General features: G+C 44.7%; 21 protein-coding genes. 16 read left to right on the top strand and 5 right to left on the bottom strand.

Annotated features, from left to right (window positions below; genetic code table 11):
- Window position 1: 1 nt before the first annotated feature.
- Window positions 2-754 carry an ABC transporter ATP-binding protein gene (locus DXX93_RS17540; RefSeq protein ID WP_116009240.1) on the bottom strand — a complete coding sequence of 251 codons (753 nt, stop codon included), beginning with the start codon at window positions 752-754 and terminating at the stop codon, window positions 2-4.
- Between the two features lie 362 nt (window positions 755-1,116).
- On the opposite strand from DXX93_RS17540, the gene DXX93_RS17535 reads away from it, so the two are divergent.
- A complete protein-coding gene (locus DXX93_RS17535) occupies window positions 1,117-2,205 on the top strand; it encodes a succinylglutamate desuccinylase/aspartoacylase family protein (protein WP_116009239.1) in 1,089 nt (362 codons plus the stop codon).
- Between the two features lie 501 nt (window positions 2,206-2,706).
- Window positions 2,707-4,623, top strand: a complete 1,917-nt coding sequence (locus DXX93_RS17530) for a methyl-accepting chemotaxis protein (RefSeq protein WP_116009238.1) — start codon at window positions 2,707-2,709, stop codon at window positions 4,621-4,623.
- Window positions 4,624-4,739: 116 nt separating this feature from the next.
- Here the strand turns inward: DXX93_RS17530 and DXX93_RS17525 are convergent, their stop codons facing one another.
- Window positions 4,740-5,927 (bottom strand): HD-GYP domain-containing protein, encoded by a 1,188-nt coding sequence (locus DXX93_RS17525; protein ID WP_116009237.1) that lies wholly within the window; start codon window positions 5,925-5,927, stop codon window positions 4,740-4,742.
- A gap of 171 nt (window positions 5,928-6,098) precedes the next feature.
- A complete protein-coding gene (locus tag DXX93_RS17520) occupies window positions 6,099-7,106 on the bottom strand; it encodes a sensor domain-containing diguanylate cyclase (RefSeq protein WP_116009236.1) in 1,008 nt (335 codons plus the stop codon).
- A gap of 289 nt (window positions 7,107-7,395) precedes the next feature.
- Between DXX93_RS17520 and DXX93_RS17515 the strand changes: the two genes are divergently transcribed.
- From DXX93_RS17515 to rlmB, 3 genes are all read left to right on the top strand, one after another.
- Window positions 7,396-8,022: a tetratricopeptide repeat protein gene (locus tag DXX93_RS17515; RefSeq protein ID WP_116009235.1), complete on the top strand. Its 627-nt coding sequence runs from the start codon at window positions 7,396-7,398 to the stop codon at window positions 8,020-8,022.
- Between the two features lie 106 nt (window positions 8,023-8,128).
- A complete protein-coding gene (rnr, locus tag DXX93_RS17510) occupies window positions 8,129-10,573 on the top strand; it encodes a ribonuclease R (RefSeq protein ID WP_116009234.1) in 2,445 nt (814 codons plus the stop codon).
- Window positions 10,574-10,633: 60 nt separating this feature from the next.
- Complete coding sequence (gene rlmB / locus DXX93_RS17505) at window positions 10,634-11,386, top strand: 23S rRNA (guanosine(2251)-2'-O)-methyltransferase RlmB (protein ID WP_116009233.1); 753 nt, start codon at window positions 10,634-10,636, stop codon at window positions 11,384-11,386.
- 93 nt (window positions 11,387-11,479) lie between these two features.
- Here rlmB and DXX93_RS17500 read toward each other — a convergent pair whose 3' ends face one another.
- On the bottom strand, window positions 11,480-12,760 hold the full coding sequence (locus tag DXX93_RS17500) for a DUF945 family protein (RefSeq protein WP_116009232.1): 1,281 nt from the start codon (window positions 12,758-12,760) through the stop codon (window positions 11,480-11,482).
- 424 nt (window positions 12,761-13,184) lie between these two features.
- On the opposite strand from DXX93_RS17500, the gene DXX93_RS17495 reads away from it, so the two are divergent.
- The 7 genes from DXX93_RS17495 to DXX93_RS17465 all read left to right on the top strand — a co-directional run bounded on the left by DXX93_RS17495 (window position 13,185) and on the right by DXX93_RS17465 (window position 19,140).
- Window positions 13,185-13,967 (top strand): SDR family NAD(P)-dependent oxidoreductase, encoded by a 783-nt coding sequence (locus DXX93_RS17495; RefSeq protein WP_116009231.1) that lies wholly within the window; start codon window positions 13,185-13,187, stop codon window positions 13,965-13,967.
- A gap of 347 nt (window positions 13,968-14,314) precedes the next feature.
- The gene (locus DXX93_RS17490; RefSeq protein WP_116009230.1) at window positions 14,315-15,424 is read left to right on the top strand and encodes a GGDEF domain-containing protein; all 1,110 of its coding nucleotides are present in this window, start codon (window positions 14,315-14,317) and stop codon (window positions 15,422-15,424) included.
- 195 nt (window positions 15,425-15,619) lie between these two features.
- Window positions 15,620-16,018, top strand: a complete 399-nt coding sequence (gene rpsF / locus DXX93_RS17485; protein WP_116009229.1) for a 30S ribosomal protein S6 — start codon at window positions 15,620-15,622, stop codon at window positions 16,016-16,018.
- Between the two features lie 10 nt (window positions 16,019-16,028).
- Window positions 16,029-16,331: a primosomal replication protein N gene (gene priB / locus DXX93_RS17480; RefSeq protein WP_116009228.1), complete on the top strand. Its 303-nt coding sequence runs from the start codon at window positions 16,029-16,031 to the stop codon at window positions 16,329-16,331.
- A 62-nt stretch (window positions 16,332-16,393) separates the two neighbouring features.
- Window positions 16,394-16,621, top strand: coding sequence for a 30S ribosomal protein S18 (gene rpsR / locus DXX93_RS17475; protein ID WP_116001469.1), 228 nt, complete (start codon window positions 16,394-16,396; stop codon window positions 16,619-16,621).
- Window positions 16,622-16,638: 17 nt separating this feature from the next.
- Window positions 16,639-17,091 (top strand): 50S ribosomal protein L9, encoded by a 453-nt coding sequence (gene rplI / locus DXX93_RS17470; protein ID WP_116001468.1) that lies wholly within the window; start codon window positions 16,639-16,641, stop codon window positions 17,089-17,091.
- Between the two features lie 207 nt (window positions 17,092-17,298).
- A complete protein-coding gene (locus tag DXX93_RS17465) occupies window positions 17,299-19,140 on the top strand; it encodes an EAL domain-containing protein (protein WP_116009227.1) in 1,842 nt (613 codons plus the stop codon).
- On the opposite strand, the gene DXX93_RS17460 is transcribed toward DXX93_RS17465, so the two are convergent.
- Window positions 19,094-20,119, bottom strand: a complete 1,026-nt coding sequence (locus DXX93_RS17460; protein WP_258872702.1) for a 1-aminocyclopropane-1-carboxylate deaminase/D-cysteine desulfhydrase — start codon at window positions 20,117-20,119, stop codon at window positions 19,094-19,096. The genes DXX93_RS17465 and DXX93_RS17460 overlap by 47 nt on opposite strands.
- 347 nt (window positions 20,120-20,466) lie before the next feature.
- Between DXX93_RS17460 and DXX93_RS17455 the strand changes: the two genes are divergently transcribed.
- The 4 genes from DXX93_RS17455 to DXX93_RS17440 are packed head-to-tail and all read left to right on the top strand — an operon-like array spanning window position 20,467 to window position 23,110.
- Window positions 20,467-21,393, top strand: coding sequence for a hypothetical protein (locus tag DXX93_RS17455; RefSeq protein ID WP_116009226.1), 927 nt, complete (start codon window positions 20,467-20,469; stop codon window positions 21,391-21,393).
- Window positions 21,386-21,991 carry a PilN domain-containing protein gene (locus tag DXX93_RS17450; protein WP_116009225.1) on the top strand — a complete coding sequence of 202 codons (606 nt, stop codon included), beginning with the start codon at window positions 21,386-21,388 and terminating at the stop codon, window positions 21,989-21,991. The genes DXX93_RS17455 and DXX93_RS17450 overlap by 8 nt, the downstream gene beginning before the upstream one ends.
- On the top strand, window positions 21,991-22,710 hold the full coding sequence (gene gspM, locus DXX93_RS17445; protein WP_116009224.1) for a type II secretion system protein GspM: 720 nt from the start codon (window positions 21,991-21,993) through the stop codon (window positions 22,708-22,710). The genes DXX93_RS17450 and gspM overlap by 1 nt, the downstream gene beginning before the upstream one ends.
- Window positions 22,703-23,110, top strand: a complete 408-nt coding sequence (locus DXX93_RS17440; RefSeq protein ID WP_116009223.1) for a hypothetical protein — start codon at window positions 22,703-22,705, stop codon at window positions 23,108-23,110. The genes gspM and DXX93_RS17440 overlap by 8 nt, the downstream gene beginning before the upstream one ends.
- The last annotated feature ends 8 nt before the right edge of the window (window positions 23,111-23,118 follow it).

Below are 23,118 nucleotides of genomic sequence, written 5' to 3'. Positions count from 1 at the left end.
TCTATTGCCCATTACCAAATGCTTGTATGCTTTTATTTGCGTTGCGGGCAGCAAATGCGGCATGGACGGTTTCAGTGTCAATATGTTCGTTGCCTTCGCGCTCAAACATGCCGACAATTTTACCGTGATCTAACAGCCCAATGCGGTGAGCGATCTGGCAAGCGCCGTAAACATCATGCGAGACCATAAACACTGTGGTGCCTTCGCTGGCAAGGTTGCTGATCAGCTGGTTAAATTCATCGATGGCGCTTGGATCTAAACCCGAGGTTGGCTCATCAAGGAATAATACTGGGGCATTGCGCAGCAGTGCTAAGGCAATTGCGGTTTTTTGGCGCATACCTTTTGAATAATTTGAAAGCGCGCGGTGCCAAGCCTTCTCTTGCAGTGCGACTTTGCTCAGTGCTTGGGCGATTTCCTCTGTTGAGCGAGCAATACCTGCCAGCGACAAAAAGTATTCAATATTTTCATAGCCGGTTAAGTGACCATATAACATTACTGACTCAGGCAAATAAGCAACTTTGCGGCGCACTTGGTTGATTTCATTTACAACACTATGGCCCATGATTTCAGCGTGGCCGCTGGTTGGTTGAACAGTACCCAGTAAAGTTTTTAATGTGGTTGATTTTCCAGCACCATTGCCGCCTAGCAGGGCAAAAACTTCCCCTTTTTTGACGGTGAAATTAACATTGTCGAGTATTTTGTGGTCACCGATTTGAACATTAAGTGACGAAGCAACTACCATTTCTGGCTGCATTGATATTCCTTGCGTTTACTTTGTGATAACATAACGTTTTGCAAGATCGGAATTGTCATATTATAACGTTACGGTTTGCAAGCCAGATAGCGGTAGAAATTCTCGCTATAACGCTTTCCGTGTAATAAACCATCAGTTCGGGTTGAAAACATCCTATACATCTTAGTGAGCGTGATGTTAGCGATTGAATAATGGAATTGTTTGGCACAAAGCCACGCCGAAGCTGGCAGCAATTTAATAGATATGCTCAACAATGAACTCAGATACAGAGCTAGAGCACTTAGATATAAAAATAGAGAGCTTAGACTTAAAAATAGATAACTTGGATTTAAAAATAGAGAATAAGGGTTAGGTATAAATTAATGAAAATATGGTTACTCATCAACTGCTTAGTATTAACGCTACTGTTTCACGCTAACGCTGAAGCTAAGGCAGATTCGCGTTCAAGCCAGTCGCTTGTCGTTGGCGAGCAGCAAGTGGCTGCAGGCAGCAAAGCGGATATCAAGCTTGAAATTTCAGCAGGTGATAAAGACGGCGCAACTTTTATTCCAGTTACCGTTGTTCATGGCAAACACCCAGGACCTGTTCTCGCCGCAGTAGCTGGCGTTCACGGCTACGAGTACACGTCGATTGTGGCGGTTGAACAATGGCTAAAAACGCTCAATCCAGCAAACATGCATGGCTCAGTTATTGTCGTGCGTGTTGCCCATGTACCTGCGTTTGAAAATCGTTCTGTCTATGTGAATCCACATGATCGCAAAAACCTCAACCGCAGCTTTCCGGGGAAACCCAATGGCAGCCAAACCGAGCGTATTGCTTGGGCGATTTCACAGCAAATCGTTGCCAAAGCCGATTTCTTAATTGATTTACACAGTGGTGATGGCGGCGAATGGTTAGCGCCATTTATCGGAGTGTATGGCGGCCCACTATCAAGCGACTACCCACAAGCGTTAGCCGTTGCCGAAGCGTTTAACTTCCCGAACCTAGTGCGTTATAAAATGAATACACAGAAGCAAGTGGACACGCGCCGCTCCCTTAACCGCCAAGGGGTAGCCGCAAAAATTCCAACGATTTTGGTAGAAATTGGTGAACATGGTACGGCCACGCCAGAGCAAGTAAAGGCAATGATTTCGGGATTGTCGGCAACATTAAAAGTGATGGGCATTGACAAAGCTAAGCCAAATATTAGATCAAGTAAGTCACTTCGCTACTTTGAAAACACCAAATCCGTGCCAGTAAAACATTCCGGCCTTTGGCTCCCTAAACACGCCAAAGGTCGATTTGTCGAAAAAGGTGAAGTGCTCGGGGTACTTAAAGATTATTTTGGCAATGAGCTTGAGCAAGTTAAGGCACCAGTGAGTGGTTACGGTATTTACGGCTTAAAAGGGCCAGCAATTCGAAAAGGCGATAGCGTGATGACGATTGCTGTGCCGACTAAGTCCATCAAATAATAACGTTTGATCAATCATGTGCGGCCCACAAATTTAACGAACATTTGTGAGTCGCCAGATTAGACTTTTAATCTAAATAGCTACTTGGGTTCATCAACCCTATTCTTTGAGCTACCTCTTCTCAATAATTAAATAGCTCGTTCATTGCACAAATGATTTATTTCACAGGTCAAGCCATACTGCGCTAATACTAGGCTATTAGCTCAAAGTATTCGGTCAGTAGTCATGACTGTCATATGAAATATCTAACCAATTGTCTTATCTCCCTTATTTTATGTTAATAGGATGTAACATTTTAGGCTGGGTAATTGAAGTCAGTAGTCAGTAGTTTATAATGCGCGCAAAATTCATCAGACCAGTTCGAAAAGTGGACGATAACACGTTTAAAATGCCTGTTAGTGATGAAAAATATGCTCGATTTTTGCTTGCTAAATCGCCAAAATCGTCCCTCACATTCAAATACTTTGGAGCTCAGCTCCTTTGCAAGGTAGTAAGAGATCAATGAAACTTGATATTCGTTCGAAAGTTGTTGCAGCTTCGGCAATCGTTATCGTGATGGCAATCGCTATTATCAGCGCGTTTACCATTATTAACACTCGAAATATTGTATTGTCTAACACGATAGACAAAGAGCTGCCAGCGGTAATGGGGGAAGTGGTTAACAGTATTAATACTGATTTACAGCGTCCGATTGCTGTTTCTCGTGTGTTAGCAACCAATCCAGATTACAAGCAATTTCTAGCCAGTGGCGAGCAAGACAGTGCCAAGTTGTCTAACTACCTAAAAGCGATTAAAGAAGAATTTAATGCGACTTCTTCATTCTATGTTTCTGATGTGACAGGTAACTATTACACAGCTGATGGTATTTTAACGCAAGTATCAGAGGATAATCCTGAATTCTTTTGGTTCTATGGCTTTAAAAACAGTGGTAAGCCTTTTGCCGCCGTCATTAATGTTGATGCGGCGAATGGCAAAATGACGTTATTTGTGAACTACCGCGTTGAAATTGATGGCCAATTTAAAGCACTGGCGGGGGTCGGCTTTGCGGTCGATAGTATGGCGGAGCTCATTAAACAATATAAAATTGGCGAGAACGGTATCGTCTTCTTGGTTGATGGCGATGGAAAGATTGCTGCGCATCCCGACACTAACAAGGTTGGCCAAAACTACTTTTCACATATGGGCGTAGACAAATCGGTACTGCTTACACAACAGGCATTTGCCAGTTATGAGTTAAGCAATGCTGAGCATCATAGTTTATTAGCTAGCAGCTACTTACCTGATCTTGGTTGGTATATTGTTGCTGATGTGCCTTATGACGACGTGTTTGGACAACTTGATAGCTTAACTTATTCACTGGTGTTACTTGGCGTTATCATTGCCGTGGTATTTCTAGTGTTTGTGACACTCGTGATCACGCGCCTTATCTCACCATTTAGTGGCATGACCAAATTGTTAGAGCAAATAGGCCAAGGTGGTGGTGATTTAACCATTCGCTTAGACGAGTCTAGAACCGATGAAGTCGGTCGAATGGCGCGCGGCTATAACAACTTTGTTGAGCACCTAGCTGATATTTTGCGTCAGGTGTCTCGCGCGGCGGATGAATTGCAAAGTTCGGTGAGTCACGTCGACGTTAAAACATCTGAGATGACCGACGAGCTCTCTGTTCAAACACAAAACACTGAGCAAGTGGCCACGGCGATTGATGAAATGGGCGTGACCGCAAGAGAAATTGCCAATAATGCCCAGTCCGCAGCAGATTATTCAAAAGCTGCTGAGCACTTGGCGAATCAAGGTACAGAGTCAGTAGTAGAAACCTTAGCGACAGTGAATAGTACAACCTCACAATTGGCAGAAACCACTGATTTGGTAAATCAATTATCAGATAACACCGAATCAATCGACGATATTTTGGAAGTCATTCGCTCGGTATCTGAGCAGACCAACTTGTTAGCGCTAAATGCGGCGATTGAGGCCGCGCGCGCTGGTGAACATGGTCGAGGTTTTGCCGTGGTTGCTGATGAAGTGCGTAGCCTAGCATCGCGCAGTCAACAGTCGGCAGAGGAAATTAAAACGACGATTGAGTCATTTAAGCAACAAACTCAAGTAGTGGTTGAGTCTATCGCGCAAACGGTTGAGCTGAGTAATTCGAGTTTGGCGCAGGCAACTAAGTCAGGTGAACACTTAGAAGAAATTGTGGGCAATATGGCGCAAGTCAATGAGATGAATTTCCAAATTGCTTCAGCGACAGAAGAGCAGTCTAATGTGGTTGGTGAAATTACCCCGCACGTAGCCGCAATTGCACAAGTGGCGCAGCACAATTCATCTAACCTCAATGAAATGGCTGATGACAGTCAGCAATTAAACGAAATGGCGAGAAGCCTGAATAAGTTAGTTACTAACTTTAAGTTGAACTAGCTGCATCTCTTGGCAAGTATGAGTGAGCGAATTTAGTCTCTGTAAACACAAGCTAAGCCGCTTTTTAGCTTGTGTTTATGTTTGACGTATCTTGCCTTCTATCTATTTTAAATACCTCAGCCTTGCAACATCAAAAACTCGACGATTTTATTCATTTCTAGATTAAAGTCGTCGGCGCGTACACTTTTAATGGTAACGCCTTCAACGCTCGAGAGATCAATATCTTCCGCCATGGTGTAATGGCGGTGGTCTATGTCGTAGAACGAGCGTACTTTGGGGCGTATCGGATCATCGGTTCTCGCTTCAACAATGGCGAGCCGATTGGCATTTAGCTCAACTAAAGAGCCAATTGGATAAACGCCCATGCAGCGAATAAATTGATCGACAAGGGGTAAATCCAGCTCGCCGTCTTGCGCTAATTTGCGCAGAATATTGAACGCTTTAACATGGCAATAGCCCGCTTTATAGACTCGGTTGGCGGTTAAGGCATCAAAAATATCACAAATGGTGATCATCCTGCCGTACAGGGAAATATCGTCAGCAACTAGCTGATAGGGGTAGCCATTGCCATTGAGTTTTTCATGGTGAAGCGCCGCGACTTCAAGGCTAATGTCGGAAATACCGGTAATGTTGTTGATAATCTCTACCGAGTGCTCGACATGCGATTGCATGATGACAAACTCTTCTGGGGTGAGCTTACCGGGCTTGTTTAATATTTCATCGGGTATTTTGATTTTACCAACATCATGTAAGAAGGCGCCAATTGCGAGCTCTTTTGTTAGGCGTTTTTCAATGCCTAAATGACGGCAGAAAATCGTCATCAACACAGAAACCGAGACCGCGTGTTCAAGCAAATAATCGTCTTTAAAGCGGATGTTGAGCACACACGCTAACGCGTCTGGGTTTTTAAAAACGGCGTTAACGGTGTCGTCAGCAACTTCTTTAACGGGCGCTAAATCAACGTCAACATCGTTGAGTATATTGCGCAATACTTGTTGTTGAATGTGCTTCGAGTGTGAAAATAGCGCTTTAGCTTGGCTAATTTCAAAGGCCAGGGGGGCAATGTAGGTATCGGTTTGCTCCGGCCGAGTGAATTGAATATCACCGCTTTTTTCGTTTTTTATCGTCAGTGACTTACGCGTATCAATGAGTAGGCTCAGCACGCCGTGCTTGGCGAGGTGGTCAATGATCGCCTGGCTTTTTACGTGCCCCGGACCTTTCAGCTGGTAGGTTCCTGTTTGATCAACAATATCAAGTACATATTGTCCAAGCTTTAGGTCACTTATCGCCACTTCAATAATCATTAACAAGGTTTCCGTGCGAGGTTCGTTATAAATAGGTTGGTTAATTATTAAGTGTAGACGTCAGTATTAGCTTCGCAATTGAATGGCTAAGACGCGGCGTACCTAACTGAACGCGCCGAGGCACTATGATTAAAGGAGATGAGAGAAGAAAAAAGGGGAGAGAAAAGGGCGCTAACCTGGCTGTTCGGCTTTATGTCGATATAGGGCTTTATCTGCCAATTTTAACAACTCATCCATGGTCTGCTGGCCATTGCTTTCAATGGCGCCGCAGCTGATAGTAACGGGCAGGAGTAATTCTTGATAGCGCATTTGATGCGTGGCAAAAAAACGTGTTAAACGCGCCGCAGCTTGGTCTGCTTCACGCTGGCGCTGGCTCGCCAAAGTGATCACAAATTCATCGCCCGCGTAACGGAAACATCGGTCATTATCGCGTATCAACTCTTTAAGCTGATTGGCAACATAAACAAGCACTTTGTCACCACAGTCGTGGCCGTAGGTATCATTGATTTGCTTAAACTTGTTACAGTCGATAAACAGCAATGAAAATGGCACGCCATAGCGCTTTTGACGGCTTAACTCGTCGGCAATGGTGGCTTCCATTAACCGTCGGTTGGCGGCTCCGGTGAGGCGATCGTAGTTGGCCATATACTCCAACTGTTCGCGAATTAACACGTTAGATAAACACAAGCTCACTTTGACGGCTAACTGCTCTAAATGCATAGTGCCTAAGTCTGGTGCAAACCGGCCTTTGCTACTATCGGTTAACAGCAAGCTGCCAAATAGTTTGCCCTCAAGTTTCACTGGAATAAAAGCGGCAGATTTTGCCCCTGTAAACAGGTTAACAGGCAAAATACAGTCAAACTGCGCAAGCTCGTTCGTTAACATTGGCTTTTCATCGTGATGAAACAAGGCTAATCGCTCAGCACTAATTTGGCGGGTGTGTTGTTTGTGCCAATCGGATTGGGCGACTTGGCTTAACATGTAGTTGAGCGGCGGTGGATCAACCAATAATAAATGAATATCGTGAAGCTGAAATTTGGTTTTAATCATCGTCAGCAAGGTTTGTAAGAGCTCCTTGCTTGAAGTACAGCTAAGAATTTCCGTTTCAATTTCAAATAGCTTTTTGGCTATTGCTTCATTGGTTCTGGAGTTTTCTATTAACTGCGCTAATGACGACATTCACATCCACTCGCTAATCATGGCTAACGGGTTAATTGTTAAGAATTATTAACCGCTAAGCAAGCTAAAAGTGCTTTATTCGCCATTTTTACTCGCCATGGTATTGTAATTGCTTTAAAACTGAAGAATAGAGGTTGAAACTAACGGGTCATTTGATGGCGACAACTCTTTGGCGCTGAGTTGCTGGTTCATACGGCTTATTAAGGTTCTGTGGCCGTAGGCCGATAACCAATTACACGGCCCGATTTCAATCACAGTAGATAATCGTTATCACTTAGGTAATTTAAGCATGCGCGTACTTTTCTTTCTTGTTTCACTTGCTGTACTACAGCTGTTGGCAGTAGCGCCCAGCAAAGCGCAGAGCTTTGAAGCGGTGCAAATTTACACCGACAACCAGTTACTTGATCTGATCAAGGAAAATAAGCACCTGAGCCAAGTAGTGCTTGATGAATGCCAACTCGTACAAGATATTGAAGCTCGCGCCATTAAGGCGCAACTACCGTCTTACCAGTTTTTGTGGGGCGATATGCTGGCCTTTGGCGTGTGTATCAAAAAAGATATCGAATTGGGCCTTTACTACATGCAGCTATCGGCCGACCAAGGCTTGCCAGAAGCGTTGGAGCAGCTAGGCCGTTATCACCATGTTGGCAAGTTTATGCAGCCTGATTTAGACAAAGCGATTATGTACTTAAAGGCGGCGTCGGCGTCTAATAGCTTAAAAGCACAAATGCGTTTGGCGGATATTTACAACCAAGGCCATGGCAGTCCTTTAGATTTCCCCGAACTCTACTCCCAGTTACATCACGCTGTGACTGACGACAAAAAGGTGCACAAGCGCATTGGCATGTCGCTCGCCAAGCTTGCCGAGAAAATGCCTGCGCATATTGTTGCCAAAGCTAAACGCATAAAGTACTGACTTTTCGTACAAACTTTAGCACAAGCTTTTACACAAAATACGCTAAATCGCTCACTAGAAATGCGCAACTGAGGTTATACTACAAAAAAAATCCAGAGCATTTCATGTGAGCCCAAAAGATCCTTTCATTGAACGCGAAGCTAACAAGTACGAAAAGCCTGTTGCCAGCCGCGAGCACCTGCTAGAACTTATCAAATTATCCGCTGTCCCGATGACCTTTAGCGCTATTGTTAAAAAGTTGGGCTATGGCAAAGACGAAGATCGCAAAATTGGGGTTAAGCGCCGCTTACGTGCAATGGAAAACGCTGGCCAGCTAACGTTTAATAAGTTTAAACAGTATGTGATTGCCGACCAAAGTGCCAAGCTAACGGGCAGGGTGATAGGCCATCGCGATGGCTATGGTTTTTTTGCCCCTGACAAGGGCGGTAAAGACTTCTTTATCTCCTCTCATGAAATGCAGCGGGTGATTCACGGCGATATCGTTGAAGCCATTCTGCTTGACCGCACCGATCGCCAAGGCCGCAAAGAAATTAAAATACTCGATGTTATCGAGCCAAGAAAATCAGGCGTTGTTGGGCGATTTTTTGTCGAGAATCATCTGGCGTTTGTCGTCCCTGATGACGCCCGAATTAACCAAGATATTTTGATTGTACCCGATGGCAAACTCGGTGCTCGCCACGGCCAAGTGGTGGTGGTTGAAGTGGTGCAACGACCGAGTAAGCGCAGTAATGCTGTCGGCAAAGTGATTGAAGTACTAGGCGACCATATGGCACCCGGTATGGAAATTGACATCGCATTGCGCGAGCATGACTTGCCGCATCAGTGGCCGCAAGCGGTGACAGATGAAATTGCCGAGCTTAGCGAAGAGGTTGAAGCGTCTGCCAAGCAAGGTCGCGTTGATTTACGTGACTTGCCACTTGTGACCATTGACGGCGAAGACGCGCGAGATTTTGATGATGCGGTGTATTGTGAGCGCAAAAAGTCAGGTGGTTGGCGCTTGTGGGTGGCAATTGCTGATGTCAGTTATTACGTGCGGCCAGGTAGTGGCCTAGACGATGAAGCAATTGCGCGTGGCAATTCGGTCTATTTTCCAAGCCAAGTGATTCCAATGTTGCCGGAAAAACTGTCTAACGGCTTATGCTCGCTAAACCCAGATGTTGACCGCCTTTGTATGGTCTGTGAAATGACCATCAGTGAGCGCGGCAAGCTATCAGGCAGTAAGTTTTATCCTGCGGTGATGCGCTCTCACGCGCGCTTTACTTACACTAAAGTAGCGGCCATTTTAGATGGTGATGAGGCATTGCGTAAGCAATATGCGCCGCGCGTTGAGGAATTAGAAGAGCTGCACAAGCTTTACACCGCTCTTAACGATGCGCGTCTAAATCGCGGTGCGATTGCGTTTGAAACAGAAGAGTCGCGATTTATCTTTAATGCCGACAAAAAAATCGAAGCCATTCTGCCATTAGTGCGCAACGATGCGCACAAAATGATTGAAGAGTGCATGATTTTAGCGAATGTCGCCACGGCTAAATTCGTGGAGAAACACGCGATGCCGGGCTTGTTTCGTGTGCACGACAAGCCAAGCGAAGAAAAATATAAAAACTTCGTCAGTTATTTGGCTGAACTTGGCATTGCCATGCCGATTTCAGAAGAAGTCGAGCCACGTGATTACAGTGATGTGTTGGCAAAAGTGGCCGGACGCCCTGATCAAGAGCTGATCCAAACCATGCTGCTGCGCTCAATGAAGCAAGCGGTGTATCAAAGTGACAACATTGGTCATTTTGGCTTAGCGTTACAATCCTACAGTCACTTTACCTCGCCGATTCGCCGTTATCCTGATTTGGTGATTCACCGTGTGATTAAAGCAATTTTAGAAGCACAAGCAAACAACCCAGTGAATGTTGGCTGTTTTAGCTATTCAGAAGAGCAAGTCGTCAACTTAGGTGAGCATTGCTCAATGACTGAGCGCCGCGCAGATGACGCGACCCGTGATGTTGCTGATTGGCTAAAATGTGAGTATATGCAAGATCATGTCGGTGATGAGTTTACCGGTGTGATTTCAACCGTTACTAACTTTGGCATGTTTGTTCGCCTTTCTGACTTGCATATTGAAGGCTTAGTGCATATTACTTCGCTTGGCCGTGATTACTATCACTTTGATGATGTACGTATGTGTCTGACAGGCGAGAAAACCAATACCCGTTACCATGTTGGCGATGTCCTAAAAGTGCAAGTCGCGGCAGTAAATCTCGATGAAAAGAAAATTGATCTGGTGCTGTGCGGTGAAGACGCCGTGATCAAACGTGCTAAACCTCTACGTGATGCAAACAAAAGCGGTGGTGCAACGAAGGACAAGGGCAAGGCGAAATCGAAAGGCCGAGGCGGGGTCAGTTACCAGCCAGAGCACAAGGGCGATAAGGCTGCTGGTAAAAAATCGAAAAAAGCCAAGGCGAAGCAGGAGCAGCCGAAAAAGGAAAAGTCAAAAGCGGCAAAGCGCAAGGCGAGAAAATCTCGCCCGGGTAAGAATGCCCGCAAGCGTGCTAAGCAGTAGTTGCTGTCTTAGCCAATTAGGCTTCTAAGCAAAGTTAAAAAGTTAAATTAAGTAAGTGATATGGCAAAAGAAGAAATTGTTTTAGGTATCCATGCGGTCAACGCGCTAATTAAACGGTCACCTGAGCGTTTTGTTGAAATGTGGTTACTCAAAGGGCGTGATGATGAGCGTCTATTACCTATTATCAACTTAGCGCGAAAGTATGGTATTCCGGTGCAACTCGTGCACAGGAAAGTGCTCGACGACAAAAGTGACGGTGAGCAACACCAAGGCGTAGTGGCACGTGTTAAGCCGGGTAAAACTTATACCGAAAATGACTTGGAAGATATTTTAAGCGAAGCTGAGCGCAACAACGAGTCGCCATTTTTACTGATCCTTGACGGTGTCACTGACCCGCATAACTTAGGGGCTTGTTTGCGTAATGCCGATGCTGCTGGCGTACAAGCTATTGTTGTGCCAAAAGACAAAGCAGCACGCATTACGGCAACGGTAAGAAAGGTCGCCGTAGGTGCAGCGGAAACCGTGCCGCTTGTGCAAGTCACTAACCTTGCTCGCACGATGAAACAACTCCAACAAATGGGCGTGTGGATTATTGGCACTGCTGGTGAAACTGATACCTGTTTGTACGATGTTAAGCTCGATGGTCCGATGGCTCTGGTGATGGGCGCTGAAGGCAAAGGGATGCGCCGTTTAACGCGTGAGCACTGTGATCAACTTGTTAAATTGCCAATGGCGGGTAGCGTGTCCAGTTTAAATGTCTCGGTGGCGACAGGTATTTGTTTATTTGAGATTGTTCGCCAGCGTCGAGCCTAGTCTGATTTAGCGGTATCCAAGCCACAATAAAAAACGCCAGCCTGATAAGCAAATCAGGCTGGCGTTTTGTTTTATCTCAATAGAAGTAATGGCTTACAACGGCATGACTTTGTCGTTAACTGTTAGCTGACCTTGCGCAAAGCTAGCGGTAAAGCTCAAATTACCTTCGTCTTTGGTGAGTAGCCCTTGTTGTACATAACCGTCAATCATTGGCGATAAGCCAAATTGTTGAAAGAAGGCCTCAGGTGCAGCACCGTCGGCAACAACATTCATTGCCGCAACAATTGACATGGGGTTATTCATATCAACTAAGTCTTTGTTGATATCTAATGTCGCTTTGGTGGCCAACTTGCCGTGCTCCGTCACTATGCTTAATTCTTCAATCGCCAATACAGGGCGGTGATCAAGCATTTTCATTGCCGTAGGGATTAATGCTTCGAACGCTTGCTGTGCCGCTGCCGATTGCGGGTTATTGGTGAATGACTGAGACGCGCGATTAATTTCTTGAATCGCTTTGATATCTAAATTGCGCATTGCAATCACTAAGTTACTGTCTGTGACTTTCTTACCCATGGCTTGCACTTCGTCTACGCTATAAGTGAGTTTTAGATCGAGCAGCTCGTCATGTTCATCGGTGACACCTAACATATTCATGTTCTTGATGGTGACGTGCTGGTTCGTTGCACTATCGGTAAATGCAAAGTTCTCTAGCACTAAACTAAAGTCGCCAACAGAGACGGCATCGCCTGAGTACATGTCGCCAGCAATTAACGTTTGATCAACAGTTAGTGTTACTGGCGCAATCTCAATGCTTTTCCCTTTTCCTTCAACAGAAAGGCCTTGCCACTCGTAGTCACCTGTTAGCGTCTCACCGCTAAGCGTAAACACGCCAAATGAGGGTTTAAGATTAATTGCTTCGCCATTTTCGTCAAATTGAAAAGCGAGTGTTTCTAATTCGGTAGAATAGTTACCTAGCCAAGAAACGGCTGAATTAATGTTAATGTGCTCGTTAAGCTGCTTAACAATCTCTGGTCGTGATGCAAACGCTGGAATATCAAAGCTTGTTTTCGATTTAACCAGTGACAGCTGCAGGCCATCTGATGTTACGTTTACTGGGCCAAAACTCAATGCCTCAGTTAATACGATATCCACTACTGGCATTTCAGGTACTTGTGTTGCAATTGCCAATGTGGTCACGGCTTCACCTTTAAACCAGTTACGGGTGAACTGATAATCTTTGACCGAGACTGCTGGGTTTTTCTCAATTGAGGCGATGGTGTTTTGATGGTATGACTGAAATGAGTTGCCAACAAAGTTGGGTATGATTAAACAGCTAGCCACTGCGACTGCTGAAACTGCGATAGCTTTTTTCATCGTGGGTTCCTTGATAAAACATTCCTTGGCATGCAAACATCCAAGATTGCAAACAGTTCTCAACAGTACGATAAATATCTAAGTTAGGCAAACAAAAAGGTATTACTTTCATGCGTTTGTGCGTTTTATTCGAAGTTTGAACTTGACGTAAGTTGTCAACCAAGGCGGGATGAAATTAGTACCGTAATAGTGTGTGACTTCAACACAATCGTGCATAAGGTTTTTTCTACCCTATTTGCGACTATCCAAGGGCGGCGATACCTAGGCTCATTTAGCTGATTTATCTAGGGAATAACTGCGTGATGATGTGATTTGCCGCTGAACTTTCACGACAGATGCCGTACTATTCATGTCAGTTTTATATTTGAGATTGAAATTACAAGTGGCCTAACTATTCAGGCTATTAAGTTACTGGGAATCATTGATGAAGAAAATACTAATTACTGGCGCGGCAACAGGGTTTGGCCGCGAAACCGCTATCGCATTGGCAAAACGGGGTCATCAAGTTATCGCTGCAACTTACGATGAGAGCCAAGCTGAGTCGCTTGCTGAATATTCAACATCGCAAAACGTCGAGCTCACCATTATGAAGCTTGATATTACCAACCCGGATGATGTCGAGCAGGTCAAAGCGTTCGATCTGGATGTTTTGATCAACAATGCCGGTATTGGTGAAGGTGGTGCGTTAGTGGAAGTGCCGTTAGAGCGCATTCGCAACAACCTTGAAACCAATGTCATCGGTACGATTGCCATGATTCAGGCGGCTGCGCCCAAAATGATGGCAAAGAAAAGTGGTACCATTATTATCGTCACGTCGTTAGTTGGCCGTATTCCGCTGCCATTCTTGTCGCCTTATTCAATGACTAAGTTTGCGCTAGAAAGTGCAGGCGCTGGTTTGGCAGAAGAGCTGTCACCATTTGGCGTTAATGTCTCTATGATTGAACCAGGTCCATACGGCACTGGCTTTAACGAAGCCAATATGGAGAAAAAATTCTCATGGATGAAACCGGACTCGCTTTACAAAGATCACAAAGAATATATAGCCCAAGTAGAGCAAAAGTCGGTGTTAAATATGCAGAGCGACAATATTCAACCTGTTATTGATGCCATGGTTAAAGCCGCTGAGCATGACAAACCTAAACTGCGCTACGCTGTGCCGAAATGGATGGGCTTAGCGGTGAATGTTATGCGTGGTTTTGGCAAATAACGGTTGGTATATTCAGACTTTACGTACATAGCCATTAGCATGCTGATGGCTATGGCTTTATTTTTCAATGATTGAATTTAGCTAACTTATTTGAAATTAACGTTAATTTTTTGTAAACACTTTTAATTCTCAGTGCTTCCCTTTATCCTTAAAACCCCTATGGTATTTAACTCCCGTTGAGTATTGAAAAGGATTTTATGCTGATCACTTTGTTTTATGGCGTGTTCCTCTATCGCCGCTTCCCACTAGGGAGCTGCTTTATTCGATATCTTCCCTGTGTAAAGACAATGGCAACTGACATTATGTTCGTTGCGGTACTGCAAGACAGGTTAGGCAGGTAATGAACAGTGACTTCAGATAATTCAAGTGCGTCTATCCAAGTGAATGAACAAGTTGAGCAAGATATTGAGCGACGTACCCTCAATGGCTGCTATATCTATCTACTGGGTTGGCTAGCGATAGGTATTGGCACCGACTTTTATCGCCAGCAGACGACTTGGTTTTATAGCATTGCGTGTGCATTGTTTTTGCTCGGTGCTTTTCGCATTATCTTTTATTACAGCTCTCGGTCCTTAAAGCAATATAGTCATAAAGTTTGGTGGCTATTGCTGCGTGCCAGTGTCCTGCTTCCCTGTCTGATTTTCAGCTCTGTGTTTGCCCTTTCTATGCTGCGACCGGAATTTGAACCTTTGTTTATCTATGTCTTTATGACGCTGTTTGCGTTAGTGAGCAGTGGTACGATGACTTACTCGTTAGACAGATCTTTGTATAGTTATTACTTGGCATCGAATACGGCGATCCCCATCATTACTGTGGTATTAATGTCAGACTCTGTTGTTGCCCAGCTCGAGGTTGGCATGCTGTTTTTTTACAGCATATATATGCTATTTCAAGGCCGTCAGTTAAATAGCGAATACCATGAAAAGCTTAACCAAGAGCAGACATTAAAAGAGCTATCAATTAAAGACTCGTTAACCGGCATATATAATCGCCGCCATTTTGATCAGTACCTAGCGCATGCATGGGATGCGAATATGCGCCGCCAAACAATGTTGTCGATTGTGATTGTTGATATTGATTATTTTAAAAAAGTGAATGATAAGTATGGCCACCCGGCGGGGGATGAAACCATCAAGCATGTTGCCAGTGTGATGAAGTCAACATTCCAACGAGATACCGACATTGTTGCGCGTATAGGGGGGGAAGAATTTGCGGTTATCGTTACTGATACCGAGCAAACTGACGTGTTTAGCCTAGTAGAAACACTACGTGAAGAGATCAGTTCCTCGACAATTTATTTTAATCAACATGACTTTTCAGTCACCGTGAGTGCTGGCATATATTCATTAGTACCTAATCAACAAAGCAGCGCCAGTAATTTGATGAGCAGCGCGGATAAGGCACTTTATCAAGCGAAAGCTAATGGTCGAAACTGCACGGTAATTAATAAGGGTTAGCCTTATCTAACGCTAATAGTTAGTGGGTTGTTGTCTATTCGGTAATTAACAAGTGTTTTTTGCCGCGCTGTACTTGCCTTCCTTGGTTATTTTCCCTACAATACGCGACCTTAAATCAGCCGCAAGTTTTGTTCCTTGCCTCAACACTGGTGTTGGCTGAGCCAGATACGAGGCTACAACCGTAAGGAGCTCGTAATGCGTCATTACGAAATCGTATTTATGGTTCACCCTGATCAGAGTGAACAAGTACCTGGCATGATCCAGCGTTACTCAGACATGATCACAGCTGCTGAAGGCTCAATCACACGTCTTGAAGACTGGGGTCGTCGTCAATTAGCTTACCCAATCAACAAACTACACAAGGCACACTACGTTTTAATGAACGTTGAAGCGCCTCAGTCAGTTATTGATGAATTAGAAACTTCTTTCCGTTACAACGACGTAGTTCTACGTAACATGATCATGCGCACTAAAGGCGCGGTAACTGAAGCGTCTCCTATGGCGACTGCTAAAGATGACCGTCGCGAAGCTAAGAAAGAGGTTACTGAAAAGCCAGCTGAAGCTCCTAAGAAAGAAGAAGCTGCTGCTGAATAATTAGTAATCCGTGACTAACAGTTTCGTTCTGGTTGGTAATGTGGTAAGTCCACTGAAATTATCAACTAGCCCTGCGGGGGTTCACCACTGTCAGTTTAGTATCGAACATCGTTCAATTCAGGTTGAAGATGGCCTAAACCGACAAGCATTCGTCAGAATGAAAGTGGTCGCAACAGGCGAATGGTCACAACGATTAGCAAGTGAATTAATTGAGGGCATGCAAATTCAAGTGACAGGTTTTATTAACCGTCACGAGTCAAGAACCGGAAATCCAGTACTTGCCTTGCATGCTCAACAGATTGAAATGATTTGATTCGATGATTGTTTAATTGAGTGTTTGCTCACTAAACAACATCAATGATTAGGAGAAATCCCATGTCACGTTTTTTTAGACGTCGTAAGTTCTGCCGCTTCTCAGCGGAAGGTGCTGCGCAAATCGATTACAAAGATATCGCAACACTAAAAAACTACATCACTGAAAGTGGTAAAATCGTACCTAGCCGTATCACTGGTACAAGCGCTAAATACCAACGCCAACTAGCTACTGCTATCAAGCGTGCACGTTACTTAGCACTATTACCATACACTGATTTACACAAGTAACCTAAAGGGGCATTAAGATGGAAGTTATCCTTCTAGACAAAATCGCCAAGTTAGGCGGCCTTGGTGACAAGGTGACGGTAAAGTCTGGTTACGCACGTAACTACTTATTACCAAAAGGTAAAGCTGTATTCGCTTCTAAAGCTAACGTTGAGCACTTTGAAGCTCGTCGTGCAGACTTAGAAAAGCAACTAGCTGAAGCTTTAGCTGCTGCTGAAGCACGTGCTGCTAAAGTAACTGAGCTTGCAGAAGTGACTATCGCTTCTAAAGCTGGTGACGAAGGCAAGCTATTCGGCTCTATCGGTACTAAAGATATTGCTGATGCTATCACTGAAGCTGGTGTTGAAGTTGTTAAATCAGAAGTTCGCATGCCTCACGGTTCAATCCGTGAAACAGGTGAATTCGAAATCGCACTTCACTTACACACAGATGTAGACGTTAACGTTAAAGTTGTTGTAATCGCTCAAGCATAATTTGCTTTGTAGATAACAACGACACGTTAATACAAAAACACCATGTGCCTCGGCCATGGTGTTTTTTTATGCCTAAAGATAAATACAAAGATAAAGATTCAAATTAGTTGAATTAATTGGCTTATACCTCGGCCGTTATACCAATTGGTAGGGAAAACCTGTACCGAGTTAAATATCAATACTATAACTTATTAAACGGAGTTAATTTTGTCAGAGGCTGCTGTGCCGCATATTTTCCAGCATACATTAAAAGCGGTTATTAAACGGTTTGAACTTGGGGCTTTATTACTCTACCTTGCCAGCGTCGGCTTTATGTTTGGCAATGTATGGAGTGAGCAAAATCAGCAAGCTAACGAGATAGTGCAGGCCAGTAACCAGTGGTATCCCGCTCCTTTGATTGAGATTTTCGACAACGCCACGGGGTTGCCGCTTTATCATGAGCGCGCTTCTCGTTTAACTCTGCTGCGCGAAATTGAAAGTGGTGAACTGACGTTTGTTTTTGTGCATCCGCTTAACCTGCTGTTCACCTCTTGGCTATTTATTGCGTTTAATTTTATTTTTGCTGCCTGTGTACTAGGCGTTCGCTTTAGCCTGTCAAAGAGTCTCTCATCTTCCTTTGCCCCCATTCGTTCGCTGGAAAACTGGGCAGCTTTATCGCGTATTCACGGCAAATACCAGCCGATCAAAGCGCAAGAGCCAATCAGTGAGTCAATCGCAGAATTGCTGCACAAGCTCCACGAAGCGAAGGCGAATCAAGGACATGCTGAGTTGAAAATTCGCGAACGTTTATTATTGGAGCCCGAAACGGGCGTCGGTAATCGAGAGTTCTTCAATAATCGGCTAGATGCCTTGTTGAAGGAAGAAGACGCCAGAGGCTGTGTGATGTTACTGTGTTTTAAAGACTTCGACGCGGTGCAAGCGACCTATGGCGGGCAGACGGCGCTAGCATTTGTCGAACAAGCCATAGCGCTAATTAAAAAGCGTTTGGTTAACTTTAATAATTACTTTATAGCACGTCCTAATAGTGCTGAATTGGCGATTCTGATGACGGGCCTATATGCCGATGAAGCACAAAAACTGGCCAACAAACTGCTAGCAAGTATCAATCAAATTCCGTTACCTGTCGGGGTTGCCAAAGATGAGTTTACTCACATTGGGGTGGTGTGTTTTGCTGGAGACAACCAAGCCTACAAAATTATGGCAGAAGCGGATATGGCGCTGCGCAACGCACAATTGCAAGGGCCTTCTCAATGGTTTATGTACGAGTCTGGTGAGGTCGCTAGAGAGTCAGCGAAAGGTTCGCTCAAATGGCGCACCTTTTTGGCACGTGCGATTGAGAAAAACGCGTTTGTGATCTTCTTTCAACCAGTGATCGCTAGCCAAAGTGATCAAATTCTTCATCACGAAGTGCTCTCTAAAGTGCGCGATAGCCAAGGGCAGCTGATCAGTGCGCGTGTCTTCCTACCGATGGCGCAAAAGTGTGGGTTAAGCGCGAAAATTGATTTATTGGTGTTTGAGCAAGTTTGTCGGCTGTTGCAATATGAAGGCAAGCAGCCTGACGCTTGCAGCTTGAATTTGTCGATTGATGCTTTGCTCGACGAATACTTTATTGAAGCCGTTTATAACAAGTTGGCACAAGTGCCGGATATTGCGAATCGCTTAATTGTTGAAATCAGTGAATATCATTTAGTAACTCAACTGAATAAGCTAGCTCCTGTTATTCGCTTGCTTGACGAGCTGGGAGTGAAAATCCTTGCCGATAAAGTCGGGCAGTATGTCGTCAGTACCGATTATTTGCGCGACTGCCCGATCAGGTTTATCAAACTGCACCGCAGTATTGTTTACCATGTGCACGAGAAAATTGAGAACCAAGTCTTTATTCAAAGCCTTAAAGCCCGATGCCTTCAGCACGGCGTAAAAATTTATGCGCTTGGTGTTGAAAGTAAAGACGAGTGGCGAACGCTAGTGCATTTAGGGGTTACTGGTGGTCAGGGGCACTTCTTTACTGAGCCTGTGGCGCAGGTGGCAAATGCGATTGTACTGCCTTAACAAATTCAGCGGGTAACAAGCCTCGTTCCAGCTGTCCACCAAGCCCTTGAATGCCACCTGTATGCAATAGCGTTATACGGTGCCCTGATGGAAAATAGCCTTGTTCGATTAAGTCGAGTAAGGCGAGCAGCATTTTCCCTGAATAGATAGGTTCGAAGGGGATATCAGTAAACGCAGTAAATTGTGCCAAGCGCAAGCAATCCTCGTGACTAAACTTACCATAACCGCCTCTGTGTCGTTCAGTATTGAGCTGCCAATTTGTGTAAGGGCTGGTCGATGGTGTTGTACCAAGCAATTGATTGATATGGCCAATCAGGTAATCAGCTTGCTTGAGCACCGCAATCCCCAGTATGTGATGCTGGTTTTGATCTGCTTTGATTAAGCCCGCGATGGTTCCACCGCTACCCACGGGTAGCATGAGGGTGTCGTAGTCCACTTGTTGATTTAACTCGCTGACCAGTGTAGCTAAGCCTGATAATGCATATTCATTGCTGCCACCTTCTGGCACAACCAAGTGATCGGGGTAAGCAGCTTGCAATGATTTTAAATAGCCTAGTTCGCTGCGTTGGCGATAGGTTTGTCGATCGACAAATTGTAAATTCATTCCCCAATGCTTCGCCCAGCTCAAAGTGTAATTTGACTGGTACTTTGCCTCTCCTCGCACAATTGCTATTGCCGATAATTGGTACTGTTGGCAGGCATAAGCCAGCGCGTGCAGGTGGTTTGAGTAAGCGCCACCAAAACTTAAAACACCGCGTTTTTTAGCTTGCTTAGCAAACGCTAAATTACCTTGTAACTTGCGCCATTTATTACCAGAAATAATCGGGTGAATGAGATCGTCACGCTTAATGAAAACGGTTAGCTGGTGCGCTTTAAACAATGGGTGTTCAATTTGTTGTATGGGTGACATGGATGACAATGCGTATAACGGCGATAAGTGAGAATAAAAGTTGGCGTACTGCTGTTGCCAGTTTAACAAGTTTACCTTACGCACTAAATACTGACATAGTGATTAGAGACAGCAAAATAAGCAGAAAATAACTGAAAACGAACAAAACACGAATCAGTTAAAACGCCCTGTGTGGCACAATATCTGTTGTTGAATTGTGGCGTACACTGGTAATGTTCGACCCGTTGTTTCGAGCCGTGTGCGTTATTCGAACTAATTCAAGGCGTATCTTGGCGTTTGTATTTGCAATCTCAAGCGATATTGCGCGACGAGTTAAAGCTTGTTTTTGTTGCTAAAAAGCTTGCGCATCAAAGGGAATAGAGGATAATGGCGTTGTTTGGTAGCACCGTTTTGGAATAAATAATAAGAATCATTGGATGTCGTTAACCTCTAAATTATCTAGGCTGTTTCGCGGCGCAAACGCTGCACATCAAGTTGGCTTGGCATTTCGACAAGATGCCCTTGCTGTCTGTTATGCATTAGAAGCCGATACATTTGATTATCAGCAATATCCGGTCGTCAACAATGACCAATTACTCGCGCTCAGTAAACTTCAAGCCGAGCACAAAACTGCCGCGCAAGGTCACTTGGTGCTTGCTCCTGCTCAATACCAGATTGTGCAAGTGGACAAACCCAATGTGCCAGAAGATGAACTCAATGGCGCGTTAAAGTGGCAAGTTAATGATTTAGTGCATGTTGCACCAGATGAAATGATATTGGATTATTTCTCTGGCCCCACTCTTTCTGGCGGTGTTGAAAAGATCAACGTAGTGGTGGCAGCAAAAGCCCATCTACAATCGCTAGTTGAGCAACTTGATGGCAGTTCCATTGAATTGACAACAATCACCACCGAAGAATTCGCTTTTGCCAGCTTAGTGCCATTTCAAGAGCACGCCGTGCTACTTGTATGCCAGCAGCCAAATGAAGAAATTGTGATTTTGATTGTTAAGCACGGTCGAATTTTCTTTCATCGCCGTTTGCGCGGCTATGCGCAACTGGCCAGTAAAACGGTTGAAGAACTTTCCTTTGGCGTCATTGATACCTTGAGTTTAGAAATTCAACGTTCATCTGATTATTTTGAACGGCAACTCAAGCAGGCGCCGATCAAAGAGATTCAGGTCATTCTGCCGATTAAAACCAAAGATTATATCGTTACTAAACTCGCCGAAAATACTAACACACCAGTAGCGGCGTTTACCTTTAGTGAACAACACCAAGATAAAGGTATGTATGCTGTGGCAATCGGTGCTAGCCAGCTCAGTGCTAACCAATTGTCAACAGAGGAGCAAGTGATCCATGATTAAGTCATCAATTAACTTACTCCAACCGGAACTACTGCCAAAGAAGCCATGGTTGACTTTGTCAACCGTGATAAGTATTTGGCTACTCGCTTTGTTGGTGATGTTGGCTGGTGCCGGTTATAGCCATTTTCAACGGTCTGACACCGCCACCGAGCTGGTGCAGCTCAATCAACAAAATGAAAGTTACAACGCGCAGCTTGAAACACTTAAAACCCAGCAAAGTAGTGCGCAAGCTGACAGTGTCTTGACGACCGAGCTGGCGACATTAAAGGCGCTGACCAGAAACAAACGATACTTTCACGGGCACTTAACTGACACCGAATATACCTATATTGGTGGATTTGCTGCGGCAATGAAGGAACTTTCTGCCTTGCACAGCGCGCAAATTAGTTTGCACCATATACGAATTCACGAAGATCAGTTTTATTTTGCCGGGAAAGCGCGTCAAGCGAATGCTGTACCGAATTGGCTAGCAAACTTCGAGCAATCACAAGTGCTATCTGGTCAGGTCTTTCAGCAACTGAGCATGATAGAAGGCGAAGACAAGCTGATCGCGTTCCAAGTCAGTTCAACTGATAACTTGGTTGAGGAGAGCGAATAATGGAGCAGTGGCGCCACTACCAAGACAAGTTTTTGCAACTGACCAAGCGCGAGCAGATCATCATCTTGTTTGCGGGCTTGTTTCTTATTTTGTACCTAGGTTTTACGCTGTTTATTGAGCCTAATATCAAACAAACCGAACAAGATCGTGCGCGTATTAGGGATTTGAATAACTCGATTAACACCGCGCAGGCATCAATTGACATATATCAAGCAGCGTTAAGCTCAGATCCAAACGAGGCGGTGAGCAACGAAATTGAACAGCAAAAAGCCTTATTAGCCGACATTGACCAAGAGCTGCTGACACTCACCTCAGAGCTTATTAATCCGGTGCAAATGCGCATTGCGCTGATTGAGTTGTTAACGCTGCAACCGGGGGTTTCTCTGTCGGCACTGGAAGTGATTCCCCCCAGTGCGTTGTTTGTTGCTAGTGAAGCCGAAACGGCAGAAGGCGGTGAGGCTACAGCAGAACCAGAAAGCATAGCAGCGTCAGCGAATACAGGTAACGAGGCGCAAACCGTGGCGCTTTATCGCCACGGTATCAAGTTAACCTTAACAGGGCGATATAACGCATTACAGGCCTACCTTGCTGAATTAGAGCAAATGAAGTGGAAATTCTTTTGGCAAGAGTTTGAGTTAAAAGTAACGGAATACCCGAGTAACGAGTTAACTGTCACTTTGTATAGCCTGAGTACAGCAAAGGAATTTATCGGTGTGTAGAGTAGCGTTAAAAAAACGACAACGAAATTATTCAAATATTGCGCCTGTTGCCTTCAGTGTGCTGGCACTGTGCTACTGTGTGCACGCTGGCGCGGCAACTGACCCAACAAAACCACTGGTGGCAGGTCTGTCGTCAACTAGTGGTCAAAGTGCTGTACCAAAGCCAGGTGAATTGGTTTTGCAGTCAATTATTGCCCCTTCGTTAAAGTCATCGGCACTGACGCCAGAACAACGCAGTGCGAATTACAAGGCAATTATTAGTGGACAGCTTGTTGCCAAAGGGCAGCAGGTTGATGGTTTTCAGGTTGTAGACATCAGTGAGCGACAGGTTATCCTTCAATCAGAAGATAAAAGCAAAGAGTTAGTGTTGTTTACTCACCCTGTCGTGACATATAAATAAAAGAAGTG

The sequence above is a fragment of the Thalassotalea euphylliae genome (assembly GCF_003390335.1).
GTDB classification, from domain to species: Bacteria; Pseudomonadota; Gammaproteobacteria; order Enterobacterales; family Alteromonadaceae; genus Thalassotalea_F; species Thalassotalea_F euphylliae_B.
Note: the sequence above shows the minus strand (reverse complement) of the source record. Positions and strands in the feature narration are given on the sequence as shown.

Coding starts and splice junctions, on each gene's coding strand:
- DXX93_RS17540 (WP_116009240.1), bottom strand. CDS start 754: ATGCAGCCAGAAATGGTAGTTGCTTCGTCACTTAATGTTCAAATCGGT.
- DXX93_RS17535 (WP_116009239.1), top strand. CDS start 1,117: ATGAAAATATGGTTACTCATCAACTGCTTAGTATTAACGCTACTGTTT.
- DXX93_RS17530 (WP_116009238.1), top strand. CDS start 2,707: ATGAAACTTGATATTCGTTCGAAAGTTGTTGCAGCTTCGGCAATCGTT.
- DXX93_RS17525 (WP_116009237.1), bottom strand. CDS start 5,927: ATGATTATTGAAGTGGCGATAAGTGACCTAAAGCTTGGACAATATGTA.
- DXX93_RS17520 (WP_116009236.1), bottom strand. CDS start 7,106: ATGTCGTCATTAGCGCAGTTAATAGAAAACTCCAGAACCAATGAAGCA.
- DXX93_RS17515 (WP_116009235.1), top strand. CDS start 7,396: ATGCGCGTACTTTTCTTTCTTGTTTCACTTGCTGTACTACAGCTGTTG.
- rlmB (WP_116009233.1), top strand. CDS start 10,634: ATGGCAAAAGAAGAAATTGTTTTAGGTATCCATGCGGTCAACGCGCTA.
- DXX93_RS17500 (WP_116009232.1), bottom strand. CDS start 12,760: ATGAAAAAAGCTATCGCAGTTTCAGCAGTCGCAGTGGCTAGCTGTTTA.
- DXX93_RS17495 (WP_116009231.1), top strand. CDS start 13,185: ATGAAGAAAATACTAATTACTGGCGCGGCAACAGGGTTTGGCCGCGAA.
- rpsF (WP_116009229.1), top strand. CDS start 15,620: ATGCGTCATTACGAAATCGTATTTATGGTTCACCCTGATCAGAGTGAA.
- rpsR (WP_116001469.1), top strand. CDS start 16,394: ATGTCACGTTTTTTTAGACGTCGTAAGTTCTGCCGCTTCTCAGCGGAA.
- rplI (WP_116001468.1), top strand. CDS start 16,639: ATGGAAGTTATCCTTCTAGACAAAATCGCCAAGTTAGGCGGCCTTGGT.
- DXX93_RS17455 (WP_116009226.1), top strand. CDS start 20,467: ATGTCGTTAACCTCTAAATTATCTAGGCTGTTTCGCGGCGCAAACGCT.
- DXX93_RS17450 (WP_116009225.1), top strand. CDS start 21,386: ATGATTAAGTCATCAATTAACTTACTCCAACCGGAACTACTGCCAAAG.
- gspM (WP_116009224.1), top strand. CDS start 21,991: ATGGAGCAGTGGCGCCACTACCAAGACAAGTTTTTGCAACTGACCAAG.